The following is an 11,888-nucleotide window of genomic DNA, read 5'->3' as shown; positions in this document are numbered from 1 at the left end:
GGTGGTATACATGAGGCCCGTTGTTCGTTGTGCTTTTTTATAGAGACACAGGACGAAAGAATAACGAGAAGAAATATGACCGAATAATTTTTCAATTGATCTGAGTTTTTTTAACGTGCTAAAATAGAAAGTTTAAAATTAATCCTGACTTAAATGAATAATAAATTTTTAAAAATACATGATAAATTTAGTTAAAAAATGCAGTAGAATGGAATATTTTTCAATTTCAATACAAAAGTCAATACCTTTGATAATTATTTTTTGCAGATGATTTATTGGATTATTACGAGTGTAGTTGTTTTGACGGTTACTTTTTTTATAGTGATGAACATGAAAGCGTTTGGTGCTATTCCAAAAGGAGAAAGGTTGAAACGTATTAAACAGTCAAAGCTTTATAAGAAAAAACAGTTTCAGAATATCAGTCATACGCCATCTATTACGGAAGGCTATAAAATGTCGAAAGTAACGTATGATTTCTTTTTGGGTAAAAAAGATCCGCTTTTGAAGCCTTTAAAAGAAATTCCTTCCATTCATACCGATTTAAAAAATATAGATAAAAATCAGGACGTATTTATCTGGTTAGGGCACTCATCTTACTATCTGCAGACAGACGGTGTTTCCTTCCTGATTGATCCTGTGTTGAGTAAATATGGTTCGCCTTTTAAATACTTTAATAAAGCATTTAAAGGGTCAGATATTTTTAAGCCTGAAGATATTCCCAATATTGATTATCTCGTGATAACCCACGATCATTTTGATCATCTGGATTACCCTACTGTACAATCTATCAGAGACAGAACAGGAATGGCTATTATACCTTTGGGAGTGGGAGCACATCTGGAAAGATGGGGATATGCTGAGAATGCACTTATTGAAGAAGAATGGGGAGCGGAAATTAATCTGAAAAATGATATAAAAATTATTTTTACCCCTGCCAGACACTTTTCCGGAAGGAGAATCAGGCAGAATGATACGCTTTGGAGCTCCTACGTTCTGATAACCCCTACAAAGAAAATTTTCTTAGGAGGAGACAGCGGCTATGATTCTCATTTTAAAACAATCGGTGAGCAATATGGTCCTTTCGATTATGCTGTTCTTGAGAATGGACAGTATGGAGAAGCATGGAGATACATTCATACATTACCGGAAGATGTTATTCAGGCTGCTGTTGATCTTAAAGCAGAGCGTATATTACCAGTTCATGCGGCTAAATTTGCATTGGCACTTCATCCATGGAATGAACCCCTACAAAAGATAACAGCCCTTGGAAAAGAAAAAAAAATGAACATTCTCACTCCGATGATCGGTGAGGTTGTAGAACTGAATCAGTCAGGACAGCAATTTACAGCCTGGTGGGAAAGCTGATCAGGCATGCCAGATTTCTTTATATCTTGCGGGGTGATTTTCAAATTGCTGTCTCACAAAATCACATTCCGGATCTACAAGCAAATCTTTTTCCTCTGCATAACGCACAAGCTCATCCAGCAATAGTTTAGCATAACCTTTTCCTTCACGCTCCTCATCCAATTTCGTATAAAATACGATAAGCAGTCTTCCGTCAACCTCTATGGACATATAACCTGCCTTTTTTCCATCTATAAGCAGCTGCAATTCATCTTGATATTGAGATACCTGAAACTTTATATTTTCCATGATAATGTAAGATTTGGTTGATTAAAAATGATTGGAGAAAATTTCCTGAAAAACATTCTCTCCATTAAAATTACAAAATTAAATCATATGAAATAATAATTTTGGAGAATCTTAACGAATTTTATAACATAAATGGAGTAGTGAAAGATAAAAGATAAAAGATAAAAGATGTTGTTGATAAAATTCAATAGGGGTGGGTTTCAACCCACCTAACAATAAAATATTGATGCATTGGCTTTAGCCAAAACTTATAAATCCATCAATTTTAAAACTATTAAATTTTAATTTATTGATTATGAATATTTTGTATGGTTGCTTTTTATTGAAATTATAGGACTCTGATTATAATTTTAAAATAATTAACATTCAATGATTTTATAAAAATGAAGAAAATATTTCAAACATAATCAGTTGTTTATGGTTTTTCTTAACAAATATTAGTATTTGTGATTAAGAATTGGCACTTTAATTGACTAGGTCTTGATGTTTAATTTAAAGAGGAATGAAATGAAAAAGTTAATATTAACAGTATTTTTGATTGGAACATTCGGTTTAAGCTATGCCCAGTCAGATTATTACAATGATTATAGAAGGAGTATTTCTGATGTCAACTGGCAAAGGGTAGTTGCTGATCTGTTGTTGTCTACAACACAGGCCAACCAGATTTATGTTTTGAATGACAGATACCGTGATTATGATACCTGGAACAGGGTGTATGTGGTAGAGCCGGGAAGGTGGAGAGGTGACCGTTATTCGGAGCTTGAAAGAATCATGGGTAGAGAGAAGTATATTATCTTTAAAAAGAAATATTACAGAGGACAAAATCCGGTAATTGTATATGGCAGAAACAAAAACGATTATAAAAAATATCGTAAACAACAGGAAAAATACTATAAAAACCAGGAGAAATATTATAAAAAACAAAATAAACATCATGGTCATGATGATGATTGGGATTAGATTATTATCAACTCAATATTCACTTTTAAATGGCTGGCATCTTTGTCAGCCATTTTATTTTTTTAGTGATGATCATTATTTAATTTGTTTGAATTTTATAACTTTGATTCATGGAATCACACGAATCACTCAAAGGTTTTTATGAAAGAAATGCTCCCAATCTGGCATCACAATGTATTGGTGTGAATAAAATGGGGCACTTCAATGTATTTTCAAGAGAATATTGCTCCCCGCTTACGCCTTACAGCAGGAGAGATTATTATAAGATTTCACTCATTATAGGAAAAGGAAAGCTTCATTATGCAGATAAATGGATCAAAGTAGATCGTCCTGCATTATTGTTTTCCAATCCCATTATTCCTTATTCCTGGGAAGCGGATGATGAAGATCAGAAAGGCTGGTTCTGTCTGTTTACAGATCAGTTTCTGCATAATGGAAGCCGTATGGGAAACCTTCAGGATTCTCCGCTTTTTAAGATTGGAGGAACTCCGGTTTTCTTTGTAGATGAAGAACAGCAGAATATTCTTTCTGAGATTTATACCAAAATGATGACTGAAATTCAGTCAGAATATATTCATAAGTATGATATGCTGAGAGCTTACCTTCATCTGATGATTCATGAAACGATGAGAATGCAGCCCGCAGAAAGTTTTGAGCCTTATCAGAATGCCTCACAAAGAGTTGCTTCCTTATTTATGGAACTATTGGAAAGACAGTTTCCGATCGACAGTCCTGAAGCATTTTTGAAATTAAAAACCCCCAATGATTATGCTCAGAGTCTTTCCATTCATGTGAATTCTTTAAACCGCTCCGTAAAAGAGATTACAGGCAAAACAACCAGCCAGCAGATCACGGGAAGAATTATTCAGGAAGCCAATGCCTTACTGAAACATACAGATTGGAATGTTGCCGAAATCGCTTATGGATTGGGATTTGAAGAACCTGCCTATTTTACCAATTACTTTAAAAAACAGACCGGAGTTACTCCTAATGCCCTAAGAATGGATATTGTTTGATTTTTATAATTCTTAGTTTGAATTCTATATAGTGGCTGGTGCCCGGATGTTCTAATTTTGTCATATAAAATTAAATCATACCTATCATGAAATTTAAAAAATTAGGAAACACAGACGAACAGTTATCAGCAATCGGTTTAGGATGTATGGGAATGAGTTTTGCTTATGGTCCTACAGATGAGCAGGAAAGTATCAATACCCTGCACAGAGCATTAGATTTAGGAGTTAACTTTTGGGATACAGCAGATATGTATGCCAACGGAGAAAATGAAAAATTAATCTCAAAAGTTTTAGTACCAAACAGAGATAAGATTTTTATTGCGACTAAATTCGGATTCAGGTTTAAAGATGGTAAAGCAAGCCATAGCGGAGCTCCCGGAACTTATTTTGACGGTTCTCCGGAATGGATCAGAAAAGCAGTAGATTTAAGCCTTCAAAGATTAAAAATAGATACTATTGACTTATACTATGCACACAGAGTAGATCCGAATGTGCCTGTAGAAGAAACAGTAGGAGCTATGGCAGAGCTTGTGAAAGCTGGAAAGGTGAAATATATCGGATTATCTGAAGCTTCTGCAGAGTCTATCAGAAAAGCCAACAAAATTCATCCTATAACAGCGTTACAGTCAGAATATTCTATTCTTACGAAAGATGTTGAAAAAGAAATTTTACCAACCATCAGAGAACTGGGAATTTCTTTAGTCCCTTACTCACCATTGGCAAGAGGGCTTTTCACCAATATTTACGATGTGCAGAATCTGGGTGATGACGATTTCAGAAAATCACTGCCGCGTTATCAACAGGAGTACCTTGAAAATAACACCAAACTGGCTAACGAAATTAATGAACTGGCTGCTTCCAAAGGTGTAAAAGGAACCCAGCTGGCATTAGCATGGGTACTGAACCAGGGAGACGATATTATCCCGATTCCTGGAACAAAAAGGATTAAATATCTTGAAGAAAATATTGCAGCCGTCAATATTGAACTTTCCCAATCCGATCTGGATACCATTGATGCCATTCTGAAAAAATACCCGAATGTAGGAGAAAGATACACAGAAGGATCAATGAAGCTGGTCAACAACTAAAGACTATTCATATAAAAACTGAGTTCCTGATAATGAAAGGAACTCAGTTTTTTGTTTTTATATTTAAAATAAAAATAACTAAGCTATGAACAGAAGAGAATTATTAAAAAATGGATTATTGGCAGGAACATTAAGCATGATTCCTTTTTCTGGTGTATTGGCAGGTGTTCCCAAATTTCCTGAAAAAACAGGAGAAGATCTTTCCGGGTTTAAAAAAATAAAATTGGGAGAACTGGAACTTTTTGTGCTGACAGACGGCTATATTCATGAAGAAAATCTGAACTCATTTGCTCCCAGAGGAACCGTTTCAGAGCTGAAAGCAATCCTTAAAAATAATTTCAGGTCAGACCATTATATTGATATGGCAATGAATATTCTATTGGTTAAAACAAAGAATAAACTCATCTTATTCGATACCGGAATGGGTATTTTTGCCGATCAAAGAACCGGATTTTTATTAAAAAGTCTCCAAAAAGCAGGATTTTCTGCCAAAGATATTACAGGCGTTTTCATCTCTCATGCCCATCCGGATCACATCGGAGGAGTTGTAGATAAACAGAATCAACTTATTTTCCCCAATGCAGATATTTTTATCTCCAAAATAGAACATGATTTCTGGATGAAAGCCACCATCAAAGATTTCAGTAACAGTGCTTTGAAAACACAACCTGATTTTCTTAATCAGATTATCCCCTCAATTCAGAATATTCTTAAAACTATTCAGCCTAAACTGAAGTTTTATGACCTTAATAATCCATTGTATGATTATTTTAGTTTCCAGTTAGCTCCCGGTCATACCCCTGGTTTAACGGTTACAACCATTTCTTCAGGAAATGAAAAGTTGATCTACATTGCAGATTTGATTCATTCTGATGTTATTCTTTTCCCGCATCCTGAATGGGGCTATTTTGGTGACACCGATCTGGATATTGCAACAGTTTCAAGAAAAGAACTTCTGAAACAACTGGCAGATACTAAGACCAGAGCATTTGCCTATCACTTACCATGGCCAGGTCTTGGTTTTACGAAAACAAAAGCCGGAGCATTTGAATGGTTCCCTGAAAGTTTTATGAATTAGGGAGTAGGTGGCAGGTAGCAGGTGAGAGGTAGCAGAGATTAGGGATTAGGGATGCGCTGGCCTTGATAAGTAAATATGTGCTCAGTATTCCCCTCCTCCGGAGGGGTGGCAAAAATTCAAAGAATTTTTGACGGGGTGGTTAAAAGGAATAATCAATCATACTCATAACTCAATCAATAGAAGCCGGCTTTAGTCCGCTTTCATAAAGAACTTAGCTCAAAGATATAAAGAAACAGCTTCTCCCATTGCCTGGGAGAAGCTGTTTCAACATAAGAAAAGATTAGAGTTTTATAGTCATCAGGCCTTTCCAAAAACCAGCTCAGGAGAATAAAGCTTTCTGAACATCAGATATGTCACCATAAGCACAGAAAAAGCAATTATAGCATCTACTGTAGCCGGAAAACCAAGTACCGCAATTTTTGAGAAGAAGGCAAAAAGAATATCAAAAAACATTCCTGCAAATACCCATTCTTTCAGTCTCAATAGCTTATTGGGAAGCAGAAGAACCAGAACTCCCGAAATTTTAAAAACACCCAATATATAAATGAAATGAGGCGGATAGCCAAGCTGTTGGGTAATGTCCCAAACAACAGGATTTTTTGTCAGTTCAAAGAAACCGCTGGCCGCAAACCATAATGACATAAAAATAGCTCCAGCCCAATAGATGATTTTCGTTGTTTTTGTTTTCATTGTCGTAATTTTTAATGATTGATTGTATTAAATTTTATTTAAAAGCTGTTTTTGAAGACCCTGAGATCGTTCCTGTTTTTGTATTTTGAACAAAAGCTATAACTTCCCAGTTGTCAGGAGAAAAACCTTCCGGAAGTTTGAATGTTGTAATCCCTTCCTGTTGTTTATTCAAAGAAATTGGATTTTGTTGATGAACAATCTGCCAGTGATGCAGATGGCGTCCTTCGTTTTCACCTTTTCCCACCTGAGTAGAAGAATGTTTTTCAACCAGATTAACGAGAAGCGTATTCTTAGGATCTGAAGATGTTTTGTAATGAACATCAATTGTATTCTGAGAAACATTCGCTGATAATTCTATATTGTTTTTTTTAGAAATAAATAAGGCTTCCTGAACGGCATTTCTGATATTATTCTCATCAGAACCTACAAATTCTGTTTTTCCATTCACGACCAGCTGTGGAGTATAGACCTGTGAGTTCAAAATACGACTGTACTGCTGTTGTCGTTGAGAGTTTTCAGAACTGCTGAATCTGTCTTTCCATCCAAGGCGATTCCAGTAATCCACATGATAGGAGAGAAGATAAACGGGCTGATCTTTATATTCTTTTTCAATTTTTCCCATAAGCTCATCCGCGGGAGGACAGCTTGAACAACCTTCTGAAGTAAAAAGCTCCAACACTGCGAAACCATTGTTTTCATCAGTTGAATGCTGTATAATCTTTTGATCTTTATTTTGATAAATAAATGCTGAGGTAGCAAATAATAATGCGGTAAAAGCGCTTACTGTGATTAAGTTTTTTAGTATCATGTCTTTTAATTTGATTCAAAAGTAGATACTCTGCCAAGGCAAAAAAATGTAAAAAAGGTTCAACCGGACAAATTACAAGGTGAACCCGGAAATTGTGAGGGGAAGAATTTTTAAGGCTGGAAGCTGGAGGATAGAAGCTGGAAGTTTTTGGAGTGTGAAAAGGAATAGCGTTTTATTTTTTTAGATATAAGCAGGAAGAAGTTTAAGAAATTAATACAATCAAATAAGGAATAAAAAAGAAAACCCTGATCATATCAATCAGGGTTATAATGTATTTCAAAAGAGCTCTATATCTTAGAATGACTGAAAGTACTTCCTGCTTCGAGCATCCCACTTCCAGCCTTCTTACTCTTTATCTATCTTCCAGCCATGTAAAGAAACTATGCGTTTTTTCTTTATTAATCAAAAGCTTCTCAGGAGTTTCAATAGTGAGCTTCACCAGTATTTTGCGCTGGAAATAATGTTCCATCTCCTTAATCGCTTTAAAATTAACAAGATATTGCCGGTTAACTCTGAAGAATTGCTTGTCAGAAACCTGTTCCGCCACCTGGCCCAAAGGTTGGGTAAGAGGAAACTGCTCTTTGGCAAAGGTAACAAGATGGGTAATCTCATTATGGATATAAAAATAGGCAATATCTTCTGTAGGAATCGTTGTATATTTTTGATTTTTAAAAACTAAAAAACTGCTTTTACCCGCAGGCTGATTCATTTTTTGGATAATGGATTCCAAGTCCGGCAGATCATTTTTCTGAAAGAATTTTTTCAATTCATCAACCTTTCGTAAAGCTTCAGCAATATCTTCTTTTGAGAATGGTTTTAAAACATAATCAACACCTTTACTCTTAAAAGCATCCAGCATATACTGATCAAACGCAGTACAGAAAACCACAGGGCAGGTAATCTCCACCGATTTAAAAATTTCAAAGGAAAGCCCGTCCGAAAGATGGATATCCATAAAAATAAGATCGGGTTTGATTTCCTGTAAACCTTCAATACTTGTTTCAATACTGTCATAAACCCCCAGTATCCTGGAGTCTGGTTTTAAATCTGAAATTAAATTCTGAAGGGATTTTGCAGCCCTGAATTCGTCTTCAATAATGATGATATTCATGGATTAATGGTAGTTTTATCTGAAATGTTTTTTCGGATGAATTAATAATAATGTCTTTTTCCAACAAGTGTTTATAACGCATTTTAATGTTATCCAACCCAACTCCTAAAGAATCTTCTGGATTTACTTTTCGCTGAATAGGATTTTCAATCACAATATAATCGTCTGCAGTATAAATTGTAATATGTAAAGGTTTGCTTTGCGAAACGATATTGTGCTTGATGCAATTTTCCACCAGAAGCTGAAGTGTAAAAGGGGGAATAAGCGTAGAACCAATTTCTTTTCCAAGCTGATTGGTAAACATGATGCCGTCACCAAAACGGGCTTTTTGAAGAAAAAGATAAGCATCTACAATTTTCATTTCTTCCTGAATGCTGATCAGATCTAATTTTCTGCTTTCAAGAGTAAATCTGTAAAAATCGGAAAGTTTTACAACGAAATCTACTGTTTCATCATCACGCGTTTCTGCCATCATTTTTAAAGTATTCAGGCTGTTGAAAAGAAAGTGAGGATTAATCTGCTGCTTTAGCAATTCGTATTGAGCTCCAAGGTTATCACTTTTTACCTTTTCCAGTTCAAGCTGTACCTGCTGTCCTGTATAATTATTCTGAAGAAGGTTCAGGAACATGTAACACACCAGATTGATCAGAATTCCTCTTACCTCAATCATCAGCATAATCGGTCCGAAATTAATATGAGAAAGAATCAGCTGCTGGATCCAGGCCAGCCCAAACATAATCACCATCCCAAAAGCCAATACCACCATCAGTCTTGAATAGGAGATATGCTGTCTTCGCTTTTTCGTGCGATTCAGCATATAAATATTGATGTACCACATGATGACCGAAAATGCTGCTGTAATCCCCGAATTTACCAAGGCTTCTTTCCAGTCGAATTGATGGGAGGCAAGCTGAGGCACTGATGACAAAACGCCCAGGAAAATGGAGCTTATCCAGATAATGGCTTGTGAGATTTTTATTTTTTGCTGTTGCATGAAATCTGCTGATTTGAAAAGGTTAAATTAATGCTTTTTATTTAAAATATTATGATAAATAGTGAAGCGATAGTTTTTTATTAAGGCCTGCTTACAGGGCGGTAACTCATAAAATAGTGTACTCTTTCTTCTTTATCAGATGAGGCAGTCTGTGGCTGAGCATTTTTAATAGTATAAGAAATATTTCCAATATTGTCAGTCTGAACAGTTTCAATACTTACCAATTCTCCAGTGATGGTTCCGCCAATGTATTGAGGATTATCATGGTATTTCCAGGTAAGCAGTTTCATCACGGCTCCAGCTTCTGGTGTCTGATTTTGTTTGGATAAAGATTCCAGTGCTTTTTCATTTCCATATAAAGCGGACATTGTTTTTTTCTTAGGGTTTAAAGAATTGGAGATGAATGTAAGATTTCCCGGGTCAAAAACAACCCTTGAAAGTCCATTATCATTGTTTTCTTTGCTGCAAGCGGTAAGAGAAACAAGGCTTACTAATAAGATGAGGATTGTATTTTTCATTTTTTCTGTAAATTTTCGATTAATCTTTGGGTATTTACTTTCATTGGAACATCAAAAAGATATCCTGTTTTTTCTGCAAGCTGTCTGTGGCAGGCAATGCATGATTCTTTTGCAAAAGATGCTGTTTTTCCTGTAGGATGGAGATCATCTCCGGAGAATTTCGCAAATCCCCAGCCTTCAGTATCTTTATATTGTTTGGAATCCTTTACCATAAACTGCGCATTGATAAATTTTCCAGGTCTGATTTCGCCATTGGGCAGCTCTTGCTGCTTCCATACGGATTTTACTACAATGCTTCCGTCCGGCCAGGGATGAAAGTTTTCAGTTTCAACCGCTTTTACAGCTATGTCATTTCCGTAAATCACACGGATGGAATTGTCAAACAGCGTACTCATACTGATGACTTTCCAGTTTTTAAAATCAGGAGTGTATTGAACGCCATTGGGAGAAACCGGAAGTTTTGCTGATATCTGAATTGATGCAGCGGATGAGATTGGAGATGTTTCCAACTTTTTTTGAGTTGATGGGTTTACTGAAGATAATGAAAGCGTATATTTTCTAATGATTTCAATATCTTTTTGACTAATTTTCGCTGAAGGATGCAGAAGCGTATATTCATGAAGAGGCATTTTTCCACTTTGCATCATATTAAGAATGGCATACATTTTTCCCTGATGCTCAGCCGGAGAGTATGTTTCCCATTCTGAAAAATTCAGAACTTCTCTGGCTCTTTTAATGTCTTTATTCACAACCCAGGAAACAGGAGCAATTTGATCATACCAGCTTAGATTCTGCTGATTGGAATGACAGTTGAAACATGAGTTTTCAAGAATACTGATCACTTCCTTTGGGGCTTCAATTTTTCCTGTAACCTTTTTTCCTTCCAATGGTTGACTGAATAGCTGCAATCCTCCGAAAATTCCTAGTATAACCAGAAATATGAAGGCTATGGGATTTCTTTTTTTCTTTGTGGTGTCCATATGAGTATTGTTTTTTCTGATTCAAAAGTAGGAGAGTAGGTTACACTGTGAAACTGAAAAGAGGCTGACCCGGACAAATCAAAAGGTGAATCCGGAATTTTTTAGGCTAAAAAATACACATAAAAAATCCCGGTAATTGCGCTATCGGGATTTATTGGAATTGATTATTTATAACGTAATACCACCGTCTATCACAATTTCGGTTCCGGTGACATAACCTGAAGATTCATTATCTGATAAATAAGTAACCAGTTTTGCAACTTCTTCAGCGGTTCCCATTTTCTTCATGGGAATCTGATCTATAAGATAGCTGGAAAGATTCTTCAACGTTTCTTCATCCAGTCCGGCTTTGTTCATAATTTCGGTTTTTATGGGGCCAGGGCTTATCATATTCACTCTGATTTTCCTTGGAGCTAATTCTGCGGCTGCCGTTTTGGCAATTGAATTCAATGCAGCTTTGCTTGCCTGATATGCCGAACTATTAGGTTTATAGGTAGAAGCAACAATGGAAGATAAAAAGATAACAGAGGCTCCCTCATTCAATAAAGGAATGAACTTGCTTAAGGTAAAATAAGCTCCTCTGAAATTAATATCCATCACCTGATCAAAATTTTCCACATCCATATTTTCAATAGGTGTCAGAGTTCCTGTAATACCTGCATTGACGAACAGTATGTCTACTTTTCCAAACTGTTTCTCTACTTCCTTCTTCAATAAATCAATATCATCAAGATGAGCCTGATCTGCAATGAAAGGAATAGCTCCAAGTTCCTGAGCCGCTTTTTCTACAGCTTCTTTTCGTCTTCCGGTGATGATCACGGTTACTCCTTCTGAAATAAGTTCTTTTGCCGCAGCGAATCCGATTCCGCTGTTTCCTCCTGTCACAATAGCCAGTTTATTACTTAATTTTTTCATTGTAAATTTTTTTTGACAAAGTTATTTCAAATTGGTATACTTTTGTTATCAGTATTACAGAGTATACCAGTATAACG

13 protein-coding genes are annotated in these 11,888 nt (G+C 35.8%); 5 read left to right on the top strand and 8 right to left on the bottom strand.

Translation table 11 applies throughout. The features are described 5' to 3' along the window. The first annotated feature begins 267 nt into the window (after positions 1 to 267). Complete coding sequence (locus tag ACM6F9_RS11270; RefSeq protein ID WP_414845817.1) at positions 268 to 1,365, top strand: MBL fold metallo-hydrolase; 1,098 nt, start codon at positions 268 to 270, stop codon at positions 1,363 to 1,365. Here ACM6F9_RS11270 and ACM6F9_RS11265 read toward each other — a convergent pair whose 3' ends face one another. Then, on the bottom strand, positions 1,366 to 1,653 hold the full coding sequence (locus tag ACM6F9_RS11265) for a GNAT family N-acetyltransferase (RefSeq protein WP_047433564.1): 288 nt from the start codon (positions 1,651 to 1,653) through the stop codon (positions 1,366 to 1,368). Between the two features lie 507 nt (positions 1,654 to 2,160). Between ACM6F9_RS11265 and ACM6F9_RS11260 the strand changes: the two genes are divergently transcribed. The 4 genes from ACM6F9_RS11260 to ACM6F9_RS11245 all read left to right on the top strand — a co-directional run bounded on the left by ACM6F9_RS11260 (position 2,161) and on the right by ACM6F9_RS11245 (position 5,795). Next, positions 2,161 to 2,613, top strand: coding sequence for a hypothetical protein (locus ACM6F9_RS11260; protein WP_414845816.1), 453 nt, complete (start codon positions 2,161 to 2,163; stop codon positions 2,611 to 2,613). A 110-nt stretch (positions 2,614 to 2,723) separates the two neighbouring features. Next, a complete protein-coding gene (locus tag ACM6F9_RS11255; RefSeq protein ID WP_414845815.1) occupies positions 2,724 to 3,629 on the top strand; it encodes a helix-turn-helix domain-containing protein in 906 nt (301 codons plus the stop codon). 86 nt (positions 3,630 to 3,715) lie between these two features. Further along, positions 3,716 to 4,717 (top strand): aldo/keto reductase, encoded by a 1,002-nt coding sequence (locus ACM6F9_RS11250; RefSeq protein ID WP_414845814.1) that lies wholly within the window; start codon positions 3,716 to 3,718, stop codon positions 4,715 to 4,717. Between the two features lie 85 nt (positions 4,718 to 4,802). Next, positions 4,803 to 5,795: an MBL fold metallo-hydrolase gene (locus ACM6F9_RS11245; protein ID WP_414845813.1), complete on the top strand. Its 993-nt coding sequence runs from the start codon at positions 4,803 to 4,805 to the stop codon at positions 5,793 to 5,795. Between the two features lie 297 nt (positions 5,796 to 6,092). Here the strand turns inward: ACM6F9_RS11245 and ACM6F9_RS11240 are convergent, their stop codons facing one another. The 7 genes from ACM6F9_RS11240 to ACM6F9_RS11210 all read right to left on the bottom strand — a co-directional run bounded on the left by ACM6F9_RS11240 (position 6,093) and on the right by ACM6F9_RS11210 (position 11,811). Next, positions 6,093 to 6,485 carry a DoxX family protein gene (locus tag ACM6F9_RS11240; RefSeq protein WP_414845812.1) on the bottom strand — a complete coding sequence of 131 codons (393 nt, stop codon included), beginning with the start codon at positions 6,483 to 6,485 and terminating at the stop codon, positions 6,093 to 6,095. 34 nt (positions 6,486 to 6,519) lie between these two features. Continuing rightward, complete coding sequence (locus ACM6F9_RS11235; protein ID WP_414845811.1) at positions 6,520 to 7,293, bottom strand: DUF1223 domain-containing protein; 774 nt, start codon at positions 7,291 to 7,293, stop codon at positions 6,520 to 6,522. 352 nt (positions 7,294 to 7,645) lie between these two features. After that, positions 7,646 to 8,404, bottom strand: coding sequence for a LytR/AlgR family response regulator transcription factor (locus ACM6F9_RS11230; RefSeq protein WP_414845810.1), 759 nt, complete (start codon positions 8,402 to 8,404; stop codon positions 7,646 to 7,648). Further along, complete coding sequence (locus ACM6F9_RS11225; RefSeq protein WP_414845809.1) at positions 8,385 to 9,398, bottom strand: sensor histidine kinase; 1,014 nt, start codon at positions 9,396 to 9,398, stop codon at positions 8,385 to 8,387. Before ACM6F9_RS11225 ends, ACM6F9_RS11230 begins: the two co-directional genes overlap by 20 nt. Before the next feature lie 80 nt (positions 9,399 to 9,478). Further along, positions 9,479 to 9,916, bottom strand: a complete 438-nt coding sequence (locus tag ACM6F9_RS11220) for a hypothetical protein (RefSeq protein WP_414845808.1) — start codon at positions 9,914 to 9,916, stop codon at positions 9,479 to 9,481. Beyond that, positions 9,913 to 10,896 carry a heme-binding domain-containing protein gene (locus tag ACM6F9_RS11215; RefSeq protein WP_414845807.1) on the bottom strand — a complete coding sequence of 328 codons (984 nt, stop codon included), beginning with the start codon at positions 10,894 to 10,896 and terminating at the stop codon, positions 9,913 to 9,915. Before ACM6F9_RS11215 ends, ACM6F9_RS11220 begins: the two co-directional genes overlap by 4 nt. Positions 10,897 to 11,064: 168 nt before the next feature. After that, a complete protein-coding gene (locus ACM6F9_RS11210; protein WP_414845806.1) occupies positions 11,065 to 11,811 on the bottom strand; it encodes an SDR family oxidoreductase in 747 nt (248 codons plus the stop codon). Positions 11,812 to 11,888: the final 77 nt, after the last annotated feature.

Origin of the sequence: Chryseobacterium sp. IT-36CA2 (assembly GCF_949767875.1) — a bacterium.
GTDB lineage: Bacteria > Bacteroidota > Bacteroidia > Flavobacteriales > Weeksellaceae > Chryseobacterium.
The sequence above is the reverse complement of the archived record's forward strand: the minus strand, read 5'-3'. Positions and strand labels throughout refer to the sequence as shown.

Bases quoted from the DNA above. Each gene is read 5' to 3' on its own strand.
- ACM6F9_RS11270 (WP_414845817.1), top strand. From the start codon at position 268: ATGATTTATTGGATTATTACGAGTGTAGTTGTTTTGACGGTTACTTTT.
- ACM6F9_RS11265 (WP_047433564.1), bottom strand. From the start codon at position 1,653: ATGGAAAATATAAAGTTTCAGGTATCTCAATATCAAGATGAATTGCAG.
- ACM6F9_RS11260 (WP_414845816.1), top strand. From the start codon at position 2,161: ATGAAAAAGTTAATATTAACAGTATTTTTGATTGGAACATTCGGTTTA.
- ACM6F9_RS11255 (WP_414845815.1), top strand. From the start codon at position 2,724: ATGGAATCACACGAATCACTCAAAGGTTTTTATGAAAGAAATGCTCCC.
- ACM6F9_RS11250 (WP_414845814.1), top strand. From the start codon at position 3,716: ATGAAATTTAAAAAATTAGGAAACACAGACGAACAGTTATCAGCAATC.
- ACM6F9_RS11245 (WP_414845813.1), top strand. From the start codon at position 4,803: ATGAACAGAAGAGAATTATTAAAAAATGGATTATTGGCAGGAACATTA.
- ACM6F9_RS11240 (WP_414845812.1), bottom strand. From the start codon at position 6,485: ATGAAAACAAAAACAACGAAAATCATCTATTGGGCTGGAGCTATTTTT.
- ACM6F9_RS11235 (WP_414845811.1), bottom strand. From the start codon at position 7,293: ATGATACTAAAAAACTTAATCACAGTAAGCGCTTTTACCGCATTATTA.
- ACM6F9_RS11230 (WP_414845810.1), bottom strand. From the start codon at position 8,404: ATGAATATCATCATTATTGAAGACGAATTCAGGGCTGCAAAATCCCTT.
- ACM6F9_RS11225 (WP_414845809.1), bottom strand. From the start codon at position 9,398: ATGCAACAGCAAAAAATAAAAATCTCACAAGCCATTATCTGGATAAGC.
- ACM6F9_RS11220 (WP_414845808.1), bottom strand. From the start codon at position 9,916: ATGAAAAATACAATCCTCATCTTATTAGTAAGCCTTGTTTCTCTTACC.
- ACM6F9_RS11215 (WP_414845807.1), bottom strand. From the start codon at position 10,896: ATGGACACCACAAAGAAAAAAAGAAATCCCATAGCCTTCATATTTCTG.
- ACM6F9_RS11210 (WP_414845806.1), bottom strand. From the start codon at position 11,811: ATGAAAAAATTAAGTAATAAACTGGCTATTGTGACAGGAGGAAACAGC.